The sequence below is a fragment of the Mycobacterium sp. IS-1742 genome (genome assembly GCF_001500125.1).
GTDB lineage: Bacteria > Actinomycetota > Actinomycetes > Mycobacteriales > Mycobacteriaceae > Mycobacterium.
Window position 1 is genome coordinate 151,637 of sequence record NZ_LQIV01000045.1, and the last position, 15,083, is coordinate 166,719.

Annotated in this window: 19 protein-coding genes; 9 read left to right on the plus strand and 10 right to left on the minus strand. The window is 69.3% G+C overall.

The features are described from left to right. Positions 1-16: 16 nt before the first annotated feature. Together AU196_RS24710 and rsrA are read left to right on the plus strand one after the other, a co-directional pair. Positions 17-646, plus strand: a complete 630-nt coding sequence (locus AU196_RS24710) for a sigma-70 family RNA polymerase sigma factor (RefSeq protein WP_197415896.1) — start codon at positions 17-19, stop codon at positions 644-646. Continuing rightward, positions 643-936 carry a mycothiol system anti-sigma-R factor gene (rsrA, locus tag AU196_RS24715; RefSeq protein ID WP_059097717.1) on the plus strand — a complete coding sequence of 98 codons (294 nt, stop codon included), beginning with the start codon at positions 643-645 and terminating at the stop codon, positions 934-936. Before AU196_RS24710 ends, rsrA begins: the two co-directional genes overlap by 4 nt. An 87-nt stretch (positions 937-1,023) precedes the next feature. Here the strand turns inward: rsrA and AU196_RS26455 are convergent, their stop codons facing one another. Continuing rightward, positions 1,024-1,116, minus strand: coding sequence for a 50S ribosomal protein bL37 (locus AU196_RS26455; RefSeq protein WP_003882799.1), 93 nt, complete (start codon positions 1,114-1,116; stop codon positions 1,024-1,026). Positions 1,117-1,273: 157 nt separating this feature from the next. Between AU196_RS26455 and AU196_RS24720 the strand changes: the two genes are divergently transcribed. Continuing rightward, positions 1,274-1,489, plus strand: a complete 216-nt coding sequence (locus AU196_RS24720) for a biotin/lipoyl-binding carrier protein (RefSeq protein ID WP_059097765.1) — start codon at positions 1,274-1,276, stop codon at positions 1,487-1,489. Positions 1,490-1,517: 28 nt separating this feature from the next. After that, complete coding sequence (locus tag AU196_RS24725) at positions 1,518-3,008, plus strand: sensor histidine kinase (protein WP_059097718.1); 1,491 nt, start codon at positions 1,518-1,520, stop codon at positions 3,006-3,008. A gap of 115 nt (positions 3,009-3,123) precedes the next feature. Here the strand turns inward: AU196_RS24725 and whiB1 are convergent, their stop codons facing one another. Further along, positions 3,124-3,378, minus strand: a complete 255-nt coding sequence (gene whiB1 / locus AU196_RS24730) for a transcriptional regulator WhiB1 (protein ID WP_059097719.1) — start codon at positions 3,376-3,378, stop codon at positions 3,124-3,126. A 244-nt stretch (positions 3,379-3,622) separates the two neighbouring features. After that, positions 3,623-4,576 carry a diacylglycerol/lipid kinase family protein gene (locus AU196_RS24735; protein ID WP_059097720.1) on the minus strand — a complete coding sequence of 318 codons (954 nt, stop codon included), beginning with the start codon at positions 4,574-4,576 and terminating at the stop codon, positions 3,623-3,625. 39 nt (positions 4,577-4,615) lie between these two features. Here AU196_RS24735 and AU196_RS24740 point away from each other — a divergent pair, with 39 nt between their 5' ends. Continuing rightward, positions 4,616-5,038, plus strand: a complete 423-nt coding sequence (locus AU196_RS24740) for a hypothetical protein (RefSeq protein WP_059097721.1) — start codon at positions 4,616-4,618, stop codon at positions 5,036-5,038. Here AU196_RS24740 and AU196_RS24745 read toward each other — a convergent pair. Genes AU196_RS24745 through AU196_RS24755 form a run of 3 tightly spaced genes read right to left on the minus strand, consistent with a single transcriptional unit; the run spans position 4,993 to position 7,186 of the window. After that, on the minus strand, positions 4,993-5,472 hold the full coding sequence (locus AU196_RS24745; RefSeq protein WP_059097722.1) for a GNAT family N-acetyltransferase: 480 nt from the start codon (positions 5,470-5,472) through the stop codon (positions 4,993-4,995). The two genes, AU196_RS24740 and AU196_RS24745, sit on opposite strands and share 46 nt — an antisense overlap. Continuing rightward, positions 5,469-6,578: an isochorismate synthase gene (locus AU196_RS24750; RefSeq protein ID WP_059097766.1), complete on the minus strand. Its 1,110-nt coding sequence runs from the start codon at positions 6,576-6,578 to the stop codon at positions 5,469-5,471. Before AU196_RS24750 ends, AU196_RS24745 begins: the two co-directional genes overlap by 4 nt. Next, entirely contained in the window at positions 6,575-7,186 is a 612-nt protein-coding gene (locus AU196_RS24755) for an acid phosphatase (RefSeq protein WP_059097723.1), read from the minus strand. The genes AU196_RS24750 and AU196_RS24755 overlap by 4 nt, the downstream gene beginning before the upstream one ends. Before the next feature lie 51 nt (positions 7,187-7,237). On the opposite strand from AU196_RS24755, the gene AU196_RS24760 reads away from it, so the two are divergent. Next, the gene (locus AU196_RS24760; protein WP_197415889.1) at positions 7,238-8,041 is read left to right on the plus strand and encodes a ParA family protein; all 804 of its coding nucleotides are present in this window, start codon (positions 7,238-7,240) and stop codon (positions 8,039-8,041) included. Here AU196_RS24760 and AU196_RS24765 read toward each other — a convergent pair. Then, positions 8,038-9,249, minus strand: a complete 1,212-nt coding sequence (locus AU196_RS24765) for an Rv3212 family protein (protein ID WP_059097724.1) — start codon at positions 9,247-9,249, stop codon at positions 8,038-8,040. The genes AU196_RS24760 and AU196_RS24765 overlap by 4 nt on opposite strands. A 19-nt stretch (positions 9,250-9,268) precedes the next feature. Beyond that, positions 9,269-10,789: a DEAD/DEAH box helicase gene (locus AU196_RS24770; protein WP_059097725.1), complete on the minus strand. Its 1,521-nt coding sequence runs from the start codon at positions 10,787-10,789 to the stop codon at positions 9,269-9,271. A gap of 267 nt (positions 10,790-11,056) precedes the next feature. Here AU196_RS24770 and AU196_RS24775 point away from each other — a divergent pair, with 267 nt between their 5' ends. Further along, positions 11,057-11,761 carry a ferritin-like fold-containing protein gene (locus AU196_RS24775; protein ID WP_059097726.1) on the plus strand — a complete coding sequence of 235 codons (705 nt, stop codon included), beginning with the start codon at positions 11,057-11,059 and terminating at the stop codon, positions 11,759-11,761. A gap of 4 nt (positions 11,762-11,765) precedes the next feature. Here AU196_RS24775 and AU196_RS24780 read toward each other — a convergent pair whose 3' ends face one another. After that, positions 11,766-12,611 (minus strand): hypothetical protein, encoded by an 846-nt coding sequence (locus tag AU196_RS24780; protein ID WP_059097727.1) that lies wholly within the window; start codon positions 12,609-12,611, stop codon positions 11,766-11,768. A gap of 308 nt (positions 12,612-12,919) precedes the next feature. Between AU196_RS24780 and AU196_RS24785 the strand changes: the two genes are divergently transcribed. Then, positions 12,920-13,174 carry a DUF3107 domain-containing protein gene (locus AU196_RS24785; protein ID WP_059097728.1) on the plus strand — a complete coding sequence of 85 codons (255 nt, stop codon included), beginning with the start codon at positions 12,920-12,922 and terminating at the stop codon, positions 13,172-13,174. On the opposite strand, the gene fasR is transcribed toward AU196_RS24785, so the two are convergent. Beyond that, entirely contained in the window at positions 13,161-13,835 is a 675-nt protein-coding gene (fasR, locus tag AU196_RS24790) for an HTH-type transcriptional activator FasR (protein ID WP_059097729.1), read from the minus strand. The genes AU196_RS24785 and fasR overlap by 14 nt on opposite strands. Before the next feature lie 197 nt (positions 13,836-14,032). Here fasR and AU196_RS24795 point away from each other — a divergent pair, with 197 nt between their 5' ends. Then, positions 14,033-15,082: a DUF3152 domain-containing protein gene (locus AU196_RS24795; RefSeq protein ID WP_059097730.1), complete on the plus strand. Its 1,050-nt coding sequence runs from the start codon at positions 14,033-14,035 to the stop codon at positions 15,080-15,082. Position 15,083 lies beyond the last annotated feature (1 nt).

A 15,083-nucleotide genomic window follows, 5' to 3' on the forward strand; every position in this document is an offset into this window, starting at 1 on the left:
GACGGTGTCGACCACGATGACCGACATCGACGCATCGGCGGCCGACCGACAGGAAACCGACGCCGAGCTGACCGCACGCTTCGAGCGGGACGCGATCCCGCTCCTCGACCAGCTCTACGGCGGTGCGCTGCGGATGACGCGCAATCCCGCCGACGCCGAGGACCTCCTGCAGGAGACGATGGTCAAGGCGTATTCCGGGTTCCGGTCGTTCCGTGAGGGCACCAACCTCAAGGCGTGGCTGTACCGCATCCTGACCAACACCTACATCAACAGCTACCGCAAGAAGCAGCGCCAGCCGTCGGAGTACCCCACCGAGGAGATCACGGACTGGCAGCTCGCCGCGAACGCCGAGCATTCGTCGACGGGTCTGCGGTCTGCCGAGGTGGAGGCGCTCGAAGCGCTGCCGGACACGGAGATCAAGGCGGCGCTGCAGGCTCTGCCGGAGGACTTCCGGATGGCGGTGTACTACGCCGACGTCGAAGGATTCCCGTACAAGGAGATCGCGGAGATCATGGATACGCCCATCGGGACCGTGATGTCCCGGCTGCATCGTGGCCGCAAGCAGCTGCGTGAGTTGCTCGCCGATGTCGCCCGAGACCGCGGCTTCATCCGCGGTACGCAAGCGCCCGAGGAGGTGTCGTCGTGAGTGACGAAGAGCGGTGGACACCGCCGGTCGGCCCGGTCGACCCGGAGCATCCCGAATGCGCCGCCGTCATCGCGGAGGTGTGGACGCTGCTCGATGGCGAGTGCACCGCGGAGACGCGCGACAAGCTCAAGCACCATCTCGAGGAATGCCCCGCCTGCCTGCGCCATTACGGCGTGGAGGAACGGGTCAAGCGGTTGATCGCCGCCAAGTGCGGTGGTGAGAAGGCGCCGGACCGGCTACGCGAGCGGCTGCGCATCGAGATCAGCCGCACCACGATCTACCGCAGCTGACGCAGAGACGACGACACCGCGGCTGTCGACGGGATTCACCTGATCCCCGCCGGCAGCCGCGGTGTCGTGTTGTCTAGAACCTGCTGGTCAGCGCACTGACTTCGAACCGGCGTTGGGTCGCTTGCCGTGGTTCGCCTTCGAGTGCTTGCGGTCGCGCTTCTTGCGGCCTCGCTTGGCCATGGGGATCCTCCATACGGTCTCGGAAAGGGTCTCGGAAATCTCCGACCCGCGTCACGCGGGCGGTCGCCTGCCATTGTCTCACGGCCCGGTGGGTGCTCCGACGACGCGGGGTTGTGGTTCGATAGAGCGGCAACAGCAGACACTGAGTGGGGTGAAGATGGCCGAGGATGTTCGCGCGGAGATCGTGGCCAGTGTGCTCGAGGTCGTGGTCCACGAGGGCGATCGGATCGGCGAGGGTGACACCGTGGTGCTGCTCGAGTCCATGAAGATGGAGATCCCGGTCCTCGCCGAGGTGGCCGGCACGGTGACCAAGGTCAACGTGGCCGAGGGTGATGTGATCCAGGCCGGTGACCTCATCGCGGTGATCAGCTAGCGCGTTCAGCGCCTCCGGGTAGAGCGATATGTCGACCCTCGGTGATCTGCTCGCCGAGCACACCGTGCTGCCCGGCAACGCCGTCGACCATCTGCATGCCGTGGTCGGGGAGTGGCAGCTGCTGGCCGACCTGTCCTTCGCCGACTACCTGATGTGGGTGCGCCGCGACGACGGCGTGCTGGTCTGCGTCGCCCAGGTGCGGCCCAACACCGCTGCCACCGTGCTGCTGGCCGACGCGGTGGGTACCACCGCGATCCCCGAGACCATGCCGTTGGTCACGGCCACCTTCGAGTCGGGCATCATCGGCCGGGAGGGGTCGGCCGCGCAGAACGACGCGCCCGGCCTCAACGTCGAGGCGGTGCCAGTGCGGTACGGCGAGCACGTCGTCGCGGTGCTCACCCATCAGACCGCGCTGGCGGCCCGGCGCACGGCGAGCCCGCTGGAGGTCGCGTACCTGGACTGTGCGGGCGATCTGCTGCTGATGCTCTCCGAGGGCACCTTCCCCAATGTCGGCGATCTGGCCATGTCCCGCTCCAGCCCCCGGGTGGGGGACGGGTTCATCCGCCTCGATGGCGCGGGCACGGTGGTGTTCGCCAGCCCCAACGCGATCTCGGCGTATCACCGGATGGGGCTCAACGCCGATCTCGAGGGCCACAACCTCGTGACGGTCACGCGTCCGCTCATCTCCGATCCGTTCGAGGCGCAGGAACTGGCCAACCACGTGCGTGACTCGCTTGCGGGCGGGTCCAGCATGCGGATGGAGGTCGACGCCGGCGGCGCGGCGGTGCTGCTACGCACGATGCCGCTCGTGGTGCACGGCGCCGCGGTGGGCGCCGCCGTGCTGATCCGCGACGTGACCGAGGTGAAGCGGCGCGACCGCGCGCTCCTGTCGAAGGATGCGACGATCCGCGAGATCCACCACCGGGTGAAGAACAATCTGCAGACGGTGGCGGCGCTGCTGCGCCTGCAGGCCCGGCGCACCAACAACGCCGAGGGCCGCGAGGCGCTGATGGAGTCCGTGCGGCGGGTGTCCTCGATCGCCCAGGTGCACGACGCACTGTCGATGTCGGTGGACGAGGAGGTCAACCTCGACGAGGTCGTCGACCGCATCCTGCCGATCATGAACGACGTGGCCAGCGTCGGCCCGCCGATCCGGATCAAGCGGGAAGGTGACCTCGGCGTGCTCGACGCAGACCGGGCGACGGCGCTGATCATGGTCGTCACCGAACTCGTGCAGAACGCGATCGAGCACGCGTTCGACGTCAACACCGCTCAGGGCAGCATCACGATCCAGGCGGAGCGTTCGGCGCGCTGGCTCGACGTGGTGGTGCACGACGACGGGCGCGGCCTACCGGCCGGGTTCAGCCTGGAGAAGTCCGATCGGCTGGGGTTGCAGATCGTGCGGACGCTGGTGTCGGCGGAGTTGGACGGATCGCTCGGGATGCACGATGTGCCGGGTGGGGGGACGGATGTGGTGTTGAGGGTCCCCATCGGGCGCCGCGGCCGAGCCGCGCAGTAGGGCACAGCGGCCGAAATGGCGATTCACGGAAATGGATCGGCGGCGCCGAATTGTGTTTCCGGACACAGTGAAGGCCCCGGCTTTCGCCGGGGCCTTCACTGATCCTGCGGAGCGGTCAGACTCCGCTGCGGGCCTTGGTGCGGGCATTGCGACGCTTGAGGGCGCGACGCTCGTCCTCGCTCATGCCACCCCACACGCCGGCGTCCTGGCCGGACTCCAATGCCCAGCTCAGGCAATCCGTGGTGACGGGGCAGCGGTTGCATACGAGCTTCGCGTCGGCGATCTGCGCGAGCGCCGGACCGCTGTTCCCCACCGGGAAGAACAGCTCGGGATCCTCGTCGCGACAGACGGCCTTGTGACGCCAATCCATTCTTTAACTCCTCACTATGTGCGCAGCAGGGCGCACGAGCTTTTCTTCGGCTGTTAACGCGTGCACACTAAATGTTTCTGCACTGTTGCATCCGATGTTTTCACAGGCTCGACGGATGTCAAGAGATGCGCGTTCAAGCGTGGGCAATGTCACTGGGTGACCACGTTAGGGGTGCGCTTACCCGTTCGTACTACACTCAACACACCTGCGCTCAAAAATTTTTTGCGGATCCCGCCGTCGCAGGTCAGAGCGGTTCTGCGGCCGGCGCAACCACCCCGAGTGCGTCGGGCACCGAGGTGAAGGTCATGGTTTCGCGCGGGCCGACATAATCTCCGTCGATCTGGCAGGCCACCGGTATGTCCGACGTGATCCGGATCCACGCCACGTCGTCGTCGCGGATCAGGTGGCGGGCCACCGGGTTCGGTACCCGGGCGAACATCTGCCGGGCCAGCCGCAGATTTGCCCAGGCGTTCATGCTGGTCGTGGCGAACACGCCCAGCCCCGTCTCGAACGTGGTGCCCGGGTTGGTCCAGATCGGTCTCGCGTTCGCGTAGGTCCAGGGGCTGGAGTTCGACACGAACGCGAAGTGCACCCCGGGCACCGGTTCCTGGTCGGGCATGTGCAGCGTCAAGGTCGGCTCCTTGCGCACGCTGGCGAGCACCTCGCGCACCGCGACCCGGATGTAGCGCGACGCCGAGACCTTGCGGCCCTTGGCGCGCTGCGCCTCCACGGCGGCCACCACGTCGCCGTCGACGCCCATGCCCGCGGTGAAGACCGCCCAGCGCTCCCCGCAGTCCATCAGCCCGATCCGCCGCCACACCCCGGTGCGGCGGTGTTCGCCGAGGAGGTCGACGAGCTGGTTGGTGGCCTCGATGGGGTCGGGGCTGATGCCCAGCGCGCGCGCGAAGACGTTGGCCGATCCGCCGGGGACGACAGCGACGGCCGGCGCGCCGGCGTCACGCCCGCGTTCGCGCAGGACGCCGTTGACGACCTCGTTCACGGTGCCGTCGCCGCCGTGCACGATGAGCACGTCGACGCTGTCAGCGGCCGCCTCCTGGGCGATCTCGATGGCGTGGCCCCGGTGGTCGGTGTGGACGACCGTGAGCTCTGTGCGGCTCTCCAGGGCGTGGGCGAGCAGGTCGCGCCCGGCCGCGGTCGTCGACGTGGCGTTCGGGTTGACGATCAGCACGGCACGCACGAGGCATGAGCCTAACCGCGAACATCTAGGCTCGACGTCGTGCCCGTTCCCGCGCCGTCAACCGTGCGTCAGGCCGCCGTGCTGGTGGCCCTCGAGGGAGCCACCGGTGTGGTGGCCGCCCTCGTCTATCTCGTCAGCGGCTTCTCGCGCGCCGAGGAGGCCGGGCTGAACAAGTTCGGCACGGCGGCGTGGTTCGCGATCGTCGGCGGCGGGGTGATGGCTGCCGCGTGGGCGCTGTGGACCGGACGGCGGTGGGGCCGGGGCATCGCGGTGTTCGCGCAGCTGCTGTTGCTTCCGGTGACGTGGTACGTGGCGGTCGGATCGCATCAGTGGTTCTTCGGCATCCCGGTCGCCGTGGTCGCGCTCACCGCGCTGCTGCTCTTGTTCAGCCCCTCGGCGTTGCAGTGGCTGGGCGCTCAGGACCCCGCCAGTGCCGACAATTCCGGACCCGACACCCGGTAGGTGATCCAGTCGGTCTGGGGTCTGCCTCCGACGGCGTCGTAGAGCGCGATCGCGTTCTCGTTCCAGTCCAGCACCGCCCACGACAGTCTGCTGTAGCCGTTGGCCACGCATTCGCGGGCCAGGGTCGACAGCAGGGTGCGGGCCAGTCCGTGGCGGCGGTACTGCGGTCGGACGAACAGGTCCTCGAGGTAGATGCCGGCCACGCCGTCCCAGGTCGAGAAGTTGTAGAACCAGAGGGCCCCGGCGGCGGCCCGACCGTCGACCTCGGCGAGGTGACCGTAGACGCGGGGCTGCGCACCGAAAAGCGCTTCGCGCAACTGTTTCTCGGTCACCGTGCACTCCGCGGACGCGCGTTCGAACGCGGCCAGCTCGTGCACCATTGCGGTGAGCTCCACCTCGTCACCGGGCTCCACCCGGCGGATGGTCACAGTCATGGCGTTACCCCCAGTGCGGACAGGATGGTGGTGAATTTCGTTGTGGTCTCGGCTACTTCGTCGTCGGGATCGGATTCGGCGACGATGCCGCCGCCGGAGTGGGCCGCCGCGCCGCGACGGTCCGCGGTCAGTTGCGCGCACCGGATGGACACCACCCAGCGGCCGTCGCCCGCGGCGTCGCACCACCCGACGGCGCCGGCGTAGAAGCCGCGATCGCCCTCGAGGCGCTGGATCAGTGCGGCGGCCAGGTCGGTGGGGACTCCGCCGACCGCCGGGGTGGGGTGTAGCGCGACCGCGAGATCCAGTGCGGTGGTGGACGTCTGGCGTAGGCGTCCGGTGATCTGCGTGCTGAGGTGCCAGACGGCGGCGGTCGCGCTGAGGTGCGGTGTCGGCGCGATCTGCAGATCCACGCAGTAGGGGTCGAGGGCCTTGCGCACCTCGTCGATCACGATCGCGTGCTCGTGGCGGTTCTTGGCCGAATCGGCGAGCGCAGCGCCGCTGGCCCGGTCGGCCGCGGGGTCGGCGAAGCGCGGCGCCGAACCGGCGAACGGCTGGCATGTCACGACGTCCCCGCGCCGGGCCACCAGGAGTTCGGGGCTGGCGCCGATCAGGGCCGCACCGCGGTGGCGCTCGTCGGCGGCGGTGAGGTCGGCCAGGTATGCGTTGGCGCCCGCGTCGTCGGAGAACAGGCGCCGCAGTAGGGTCCTCGCGTCGAGCGGTCCGTCGGCGGTGAGGTGCAACGCCCGTGCGAGGACGACCTTGTGTAGTCCGGTCGCGGGGTCGTTCAGCGCGCTCACCGCCGACGCGACGCGCGCGCGGTGCTCGTGCGGTGCGGGCCGGAACTCGGCGATGTGCACGTGGGGAAGGTCGGCGGTGGGCCAGTCCGGTAGCGCCTCGACGAAGCGGACGTCCTGTGGGCGGAACAGTGCCGTCGGCGCGGTCAGATCGAAGGGCAACGCGCCCAACACGATCGGCGTGTCACCGGCGGCCAGCGCGGCGCGCGCGTCCGGCAGTGCGGGGTACGCGGTGTGGAGGCCGTCGGCCAGGACGACACCGTCGGCGCCGGCCAGGACGAAGGTCGGCTCGGCGTCCGCAGGCCCGGTCACGTCGGCATGCACGGATGCGGGTAACCGGTCAGCGCCAGTGCACTGATCTGGCGTACGCCGTGCTCCCATCCGCACACCGCGATCGATGCCGCCACCATCGCGAACCGGATGCCGTCGGTCAGCGGCAGCTCCGCCCAGCGGGTGATCACCGCCCGGGAGAAGTGGCCGTGCCCGACGAAGATGACGTCGCGGGTCTCGAGGTGCCCGCAGGCCATCTCCACCGCGCGGTCAGCGCGTTCGCGGACCGCCTCGACGCTCTCCCCGCCGGGACAGCCGTGGGTCCAGACCAGCCAGTCCGGGTCGGATTCGCGGATCTCGGGTGTGGTGCGGCCCTCGTAGTCGCCGTAATCCCATTCGACGAGCAGCTCGGAGACCTCGTCCACGGCCAGGCCGGCCAGTTTCGCGGTGTCCAGCGCCCGCCGCCGTGGGCTGCTGATCACCAGCGGGTCGTCCAGCGTGAGCCGGTCCAGGGCCTCGGCGGTGCGGGTGGCCTGGTCACGGCCGGTTTCGGTCAGTTCGAGGTCGGTGCGGCTGGTGTGGCGTCCCGAACGCGACCACTCCGTCTCGCCGTGCCGGATCAGCAGAAGTCGATGGTCGGTCAGGCCCACACCCGCCGATTCTGCCGCACGTCCGTGTGTCTCGGCCCTGCGCGTGTCAGGATGGCACCCGTGACGCGAGTACTTGCGGTCGCCAATCAAAAGGGTGGGGTCGCCAAAACGACGACGGTTGCGTCGCTTGGTGCGGCGATGGCGGAGAGCGGCAAGCGGGTGCTGCTGGTCGATCTGGACCCTCAGGGGTCGCTGACGTTCTCGATGGGCCACGACCCCGACAAGTTGCCGGTCTCGGTGCACGAAGTGCTGCTCGGGGAGGTGGAACCGGATGCGGCGTTGGTGGACACACCGGAGGGGATGACGTTGCTGCCGGCCAACATCGACCTGGCCGGCGCCGAGGCGATGCTGCTGATGCGGGCCGGGCGCGAACATGCGCTCAAACGCGCGCTGGCCAAGGTCACCGGCACGTTCGACGTGGTGCTGATCGACTGCCCGCCGTCGCTGGGCGTGCTCACGCTCAACGGACTCACCGCCGCCGACGAGGTCATCGTGCCGTTGCAGTGCGAGACGCTGGCGCACCGCGGGGTGGGCCAGTTCCTGCGCACGGTGTCCGACGTCCAGGCCATCACCAACCCGGACCTGAGGCTGCTGGGCGCGCTGCCGACGCTGTACGACTCCAGGACCACCCACAGCCGGGACGTGCTCTTCGACGTCGTCGACCGCTACGAGCTGCCGGTGCTGGCGCCGCCGATCCCCCGGACCGTGCGGTTCGCCGAGGCCAGCGCGTCGGGCTCGTCGGTGCTGGCGGGCCGCAAGAACAAGGGTGCGCTGGCCTACCGGGATCTGGCCGCAGCGCTGCTCAAGCACTGGAAGAACGGTAAGGACCTGCCCACCTACGCCCCGGAGTTCTAGCCCAGTCCGGCCAGTTCGCCGCCGCGCAGTTCCACGAGGTGGTCACCGACCACCGCGGGGACGACCGCGCCGTCGACCGGGGGACGGGCCAGGGGGATGTGCCGTTCGCCGGTGCCCGAACCCGGGTCGAAGACGTCATACCCGTCGGTGACCGGCACCAGCAACCGATCGGCCATCTCGGCCGCCGGCCCGAGCGGCAGGCTCGGTCCCGACGGTGTGACCGTGTACTTGTACCGGAGGCCGGAGCCGTCGAACACCATCACCGAGTCCCCGGTCCACCACGTGATCACGTCACCCGCGCGCGTCGCGACGGCGTCCGGGGACGCGGGCGTCGTCATCAAGGTGCTGGCCACCGTCGTCCCGGTCTCGTCGATGACGTTGACGGTCGGCTTCGGCGTCGGCAGGTACACCGCCGTGGTGGTGTCCGAGACGGCGATGACGCGGGCGTCGGAGTCGGCGGCCACATCCGGCAGTTCCACGTACTTGATGTCCGGCACGTCCTCTTCGTCGGACGGCCGCAGCAGCGTCAAGCGCAGGTCGGGCTCGTTCGGGCAGGCCTCGAGCACCGAGACCGCGGAGGAACTGGCGGCCGCCGACGTCAGGCGGCACAGGGGCGCGACGGGCACGTCGGGTTTGATCCGGGCGTCGAGCGCGCCGTAGCTGAGCATGCGAACCATGTCCGAACGCCACACCTCGAGTCGGCTCTCGCCGAACGACAGCACCGTGGTGCCGTCGGTGCTCAAGGTCACCTTCGGGTCGGCGAACCCGGTGCGCGCATTGCCGCGCTTACCCGTTCTGCCGTTGATCGTGCTGACCTGACCGCACCCCCGCGAGTCCGGGTACACGGCCACCGCGTAGTGGTAGACCGAGGTGACGCCGCACAGGTCGACACCGCGGGCGTAGCTCCACACCGTGTCCCCGCTGGCGGGATCACGACCCTGCACCGTCTGACCGTCACCAGTCACGACGCTGCCGCCGACGACGACCGGCAGCCGTGTCTTCGGGCTGGCGGCGCTCCACAGTTCCCGCAGGGTCCGCGGCACCTCGGTCGCGGGGTCGGGATCGGCCACCGCCTGCGCGGCGGGCCGGCTGATGGTGGCTCTGGCGTCGCTGGTCCACCAGACCACGGCCGCGGCCACCGCGGCCACGGCGGCGATCGCGACGGCGGCGATCACGTCACCGCGGGTGCGGCGCTCCGGTTTGACCACTGATGCGGCTGGCCGTCGGTCAGCTGGTGGTGGACGCGGCCTTGCGCGGACGCCGACGGCGGCGCCGACGCCCGGCCTGGCCGGACTCGCCGCCAGAATCGGCGTCCGACTCCGTCTGACCGGCTGTGGCCTCGGTGGCCGGCTGCTCGGCCGAGCCCTCGACGTGGCCGGTGACCGGCTTGCCGGCGCGGGTGCGGCGACGGTTGCGCGACCGGCTGCGCGTGGGCTTGTCGTCCCCGTCGCGGTCACCGTCACGCTCGCCACGGGCGGCGCGTTCGGGGCGCTTCGCGGCCCTGGCCTTCGGCTCACCCACCGAACCGCCGGCGTCGGTGGGGATGCTCAGCTCCTCGTAGAGATGGGGCGAGCTGGAGTACGTCTCGGCCGGATCGGGGGTGTTCAGGCCGAGCGCCTTGTCGATCATCGACCAGCGGGGGAGTTCGTCCCAGTCGACCAGCGTCACCGCGACACCGGTCTTGCCCGCGCGGCCGGTCCGGCCGATGCGGTGCACGTAGGCCTGCTCGTCCTCGGGGATCTGGAAGTTGATGACGTGGGTGATGTCGTCGATGTCGATGCCGCGCGCCGCGACGTCGGTGGCGACCAGCACGTCGACCTCGCCGGTGCGGAAGCTCTTGAGCGCCTTCTCGCGCGCGCCCTGGCCGAGGTCACCGTGGACGGCGCCGACCTTGAAGCCGCGCTCGGCGAGTTCGTCGGCCACCTTCTGCGCGGTGCGCTTGGTGCGGGTGAAGATCATCGTCGCGCCGCGGCCGTCGGCCTGCAGGATGCGGCTGACCATCTCGACCTTGTCCAGCGCGTGGGCCCGGTAGGCGAACTGGGCGGTGGTGTCGTGCGTGGCGGCCGAATGCGGCGCCTCAGCCCGGATGTGGGTGGGCTGATTCATGAAGGTGCGGGCCAGCGTGATGATCGGATCCGGCATCGTGGCGGAGAACAGCATCGCCTGGCGGGTGTCGGGGGTCTGGCGCAGGATCCGCTCGATGTCGGGCAGGAAGCCCAGGTCGAGCATCTCGTCGGCCTCGTCGAGCACCAGCACGTTCAGGCCGCCGAGCTGCAGGTGACCCTGCTGGGCCAGGTCGAGCAGGCGGCCCGGGGTTCCCACCACGACGTCGGCGCCCTTGCGCAGCGACTCGATCTGGGGCTCGTAGGGGCGGCCGCCGTAGATCGACACGACGGACAGTTTCCGGTCGCCGGCGGTCAGGTACTTGGCGGCCAGCGACAGGTCGCTGTGGACCTGCAGGCACAGCTCGCGGGTCGGCACCACGATCAGGGCGCGCGGGATACCGGTGAGGGTCTTCTCGGTGTCGGTGGTGACCCGTTGCAGCAGCGGGACGCCGAAGGCGTAGGTCTTGCCCATCCCGGTGCGGGCCTGACCGATCAGGTCGTCGCCGGCCAACGCCATGGGCAGCGTCAGTTCCTGGATGGCGAACGGCTGGTGGATGCCTTCCTCGGCGAGTGCGCGACAGATCTCGTCGCGTACGCCGAGGCTGGCGAATGTCATGTCAACAGGAGTTGTCAAAGGAGTCATGCGAAGTGAACGTGGCCTTTCATAGTCGACTCAAAGTCGGACCTCGTGGTTTTCCACGCGCACACGAGTCTGACGATGAAGCGGCCTCGTCGCCCGTCACGGGCGGTGCCGATCCGTTGGGCCCTGCACTTTCGGAGGCGGGCCAACGCGTGCACGCACATTTCTTTAGGGAGCGGCCCGTCTCGAATGAGCCGCCGCCTGGAGCCATCATACCCTGGATGGCTTTGCCGACGTGGAGCGGCGCTCGTCGGCCATTACAGTTGGGCCATGAATTCGACGCCGCCTGCTGCCTCGGGAGAACAGACCGTCACCCCGCAAACGGCAGGTGTGTCGGCCGATCATCCCGGCGTCGACAAGCTGTTCGCGCTGCTCGCCTACGGTGAGGTGGCCGCGTTCTACCGGCTGACCGACGAGGCGCGGATGGCCCCCAACCTGCGCGGACGCATCAACATGGCGTGTATGGCGGCCGCGGAGATGAACCACTACGAGTTGCTGCGGGAGGCGATGGAGCGCCGCGGCGTCGACGTGGTGCCCGCGATGACGAACTATGCCTCGGCGCTGGAGAACTATCACCGTCTGACCACGCCGAGCACCTGGCTCGAGGCGCTGGTCAAGACCTACGTCGGCGATGCGCTCGCCGCGGACTTCTACAACGAGATCGCCGCTGCCCTGCCCGACGAGGTGGCCGCGGTGGTGCGCGGCGTGCTGGCCGAGACCGGGCACTCGCAGTTCGTGGTCGCCGAGGTGCGCGCCGCGGTGACCGCCAGCGACCGGCAGCGGCACCGCTTGGCGCTGTGGTCGCGGCGGCTGCTGGGCGAGGCGATCACGCAGGCGCAGTACGTCCTGGCCGATCACGACGAACTCGTCGACCTCGTGATGGCCGGCGGTGAGGGGTTGACGCAGGTGGCCGGATTCTTCGACCGGTTACAGCAGACCCACCACGCCCGGATGCAGGAACTCGGCCTGGCCTGAGGCGCTACTGCGTGCAGGTGGCGATCATCGAGTTGTTGTTTTGCGAGACCAGCGCCGTGCCCGCGGCGTCGGTGATCGCGCAGTTGAGCTGACCTCCGACGCTGGTGGCGGTGACCGATTTGAGTTCCACGCCGGGGTCGAGCACGACGGTCTTCGACCACGGCAGCGTCACGTTGACGTCGGTCTGCAGTGCGCCCTGCTGGTCGGTGTAGATGACGGTCACGAAGTCGATGAGCTGGCGGTTGCCGGTGACCGTGTAGGTGATCGCGCGAGGGGTCGCCGCGGGCGGCGGCGGGGGAGCGACCGCGCTCGGGGCCGGACCCGGGGTGGCGCTCGCCGTCGGCGACGGAGGAGCGGTCGGAGTCACGGTCGTGATGGTCTCGGGGGCCAGCGAGGCGACCGGGGGCGGTGCGGGCGCCGAGGTGTCCTGCGGCGCGGCGGTGGCCGGTGGCGGGCTCTGCATCGAGGAGTCGACCGTCGCGGAGACCGATCCGCTGTCGCCGCCGCCGAGGATCACCACCGTGCAGATCACCGCGACGAGCAGGACCGCGCCCGCGACGCCGGCGATCCACTTCCAGCGGGTGTCGAGGGTCGTCGCGTACGCATACGCGTCGTAGTCCTCGTAATCCTCGTAATCGGCGTCCTCGAGCTCCGTTGCGCCGTACGGTGCGGAGTCCCAGCTCTGCCCGTGGCCGGTGTGGGCGCGGTAGGTGCCGGTTCCGACGGCGGTGTCGGCGTACTGGCGGTACCCCGGGTGATCGGCGCCGGTGTACGGCTCGTGACTCGGGCGGTCCACGCGTTCGGTCCGCGCGGATGTGTACGGCGAATGCGGCGAATAATGCCTGGTCATGGCGGCTTTCCGGTAGCGTGCAGCGGCTCTGCGTCCGATGCTAGCGGGGTAGAAGTGACAGATGAGGCCTGGGCGGCATTCGATTCGGTCACGGTCCGGCGTCGGTTCGGTCGCTATGCGCTTCTGCGCGAAACAGCATTCCCTGTCGCCAAGTCGCACGCCTGACCGCAGGGAATGCTGTTTCGCGGCACCACGCCGCACCGCTTCGCGCAGCGCGTAATCACCAGGGCGGCGACGGGGACGCGGCGTCCACTAGCCTTTCCGGTGAGCGACAGGAGTGAGCGACTCCTACGACGAAAGGGTGCAGCGTGGAGGTCAAGATCGGTGTCTCGGACAGCCCACGCGAGCTCGTCCTCAACAGCGCGCAGACGCCCGGTGAGGTCGAGAAGCTGGTGACCGACGCCCTCGCCGAGGGCGCGGGCGGCGTGCTGGCGCTGTCGGACGAGAAGGGGCGGCGCTACCTGGTGCAGACCAGCCGGATCGCCTACGTGGAGATCGGCGCAGCCGATGTGCGGCGGGTCGGCTTCGGTGTCGTCGGCGCGGAGGCCATCAAGAACGGGTGAGCGGCACGTGTGACAGCCCGCCCCAGGCGAAGTGCACCGTGCCGTCGACGGCGTCGTCCTTCGAGATCGGCCGCTCGGCGTCCAGCCAGTAGCGGGCACAGTCCACGCTGATGGCCACGAGGCCCACCGCGATCATCCTGGCCCGGTGGGCCTCCAGGCCGGAGTCCCGGCTGATCAGGTCGAACACCGCATCGGTGCAGGCCTCGGTCGCCACTTTCACCTGTGCGGCGACCTGCGGTTCGGTGGTGTAGTCGTTCTCGAAGATCAGCCGGTAGCCCTGGCTGTCGTGTTCGATGAAATCGAAGAAGGCCTGTACGGCCGCGCGCAGCCGCTGCCGGTTGTCGGTGGTGGTGCGCAGCGCCTGGCGCACGCCGGAGACCATGTTGTCGACGTGGCGTTGCAGCACGGCGAGATACAGCTCGAGCTTCGACGAGAAGTGTTGGTACAGAACCGGTTTGCTGACACCGGCGCGATCCGCGATCTCGTCCATGCCTGCGGCGTGGTAACCCCGGTCGACGAAAACCTCACTGGCGGCGATCAGTAACTGCCCGCGGCGCTCGTCGCGAGGAAGTCGATTGCCGCGCCGGTTGTTCTTCGGCAGCCCGGTGCCGTTGGCCGGCTTGTCGCCACTCCTCTCAGCGGTGTTGGTGAGATCGCTCATCAAGTCCTCAATCTGGATTCGGCTGGCGCGCTTGGCGGTGATGGCCCGAGGCGCTCATCGCTCCGACATTACTACCGATCGCCTGGCCCACGCGTCCCGACACCTAACCGGCGGCGGTGGCGCGCCGGAAACTCAAGTCCAGCGGACTGTGCCATTCTGTTTTGGTGACCTACGACTCCCGCTCGCGTGGAGGACACATGGGTCCAGAGCGTCGCGGCGACGGTCGGGTCCCGGCCGTGCGCACCGACTGGCAGGATTCGCAACGCGGCAGGCGCGATCCGCTGCGCGCCCAACGCGACCCGCTGGCCGCCGAGAGTGGGCGCGTCCGGTCCAACCGGGACGACCGGCGGCAGTGGCGCAAACAGACCTGGCTCGGCCGTTTCGTGTCGACCTACGGCTGGCGCGCCTACGCGCTGCCGGTGCTCGCCGTGCTCACCGTCGTCGTCATCTATCAGACCGTGACCGGGACGAGCGCGCCCCAACAGGTGGCCGACGAGGAAGGGCCGGTGCAGGGCCCGCCCACGATCGGCGTGGCCAGCACCGCGATCGTCGGCGCACCGCCCAAGGGGCTCACCCAGTTCGACGCGAATCTGCCGACCGGCATCCTGCCCGCGGGCGGCCCCTTCACCGAGGCGGGCGCCCGAACCTGGCACGTCGTGCCCGGGACCACGCCGCAGGTCGGCCAGGGAACCACCAAGAACTTCACCTACACCGTCGAGGTCGAGGACGGCCTCGACACCACCGGGTTCGGCGGTGACGAGGGTTTCGCCCGCATGGTCGACGAGACGCTGGCCAACCCGAAGAGCTGGACCCACAACCCGCAGTTCGCGTTCACCCGCATCGATGCCGGTGCCGGCGTCCCCGACTTCCGGGTATCGCTGACCTCACCGCTGACCATCCGCGAGGGCTGCGGCTACGACATCCAGCTCGAGGCGTCCTGCTACAACCCGGCCTACCTCGGCGACCAACCGCGGGTGTTCATCAACGAGGCGCGCTGGGTGCGCGGGGCCGTGCCGTTCCAGGGCGACATCGGGTCCTACCGGCAGTACCTCGTCAACCACGAAGTGGGCCACGCGATCGGCTACCAGCGCCACGAATCCTGCATCGAGAACGGCGCGCTCGCGCCGATCATGATGCAGCAGACGTTCTCCACCTCCAACGACGACGCCTCCCGGTTCGACCCCGAGACCGTGCGGTCCGACGGGCTGACGTGCCGCTTCAACCCCTGGCCGTATCCGATCGCCTGAC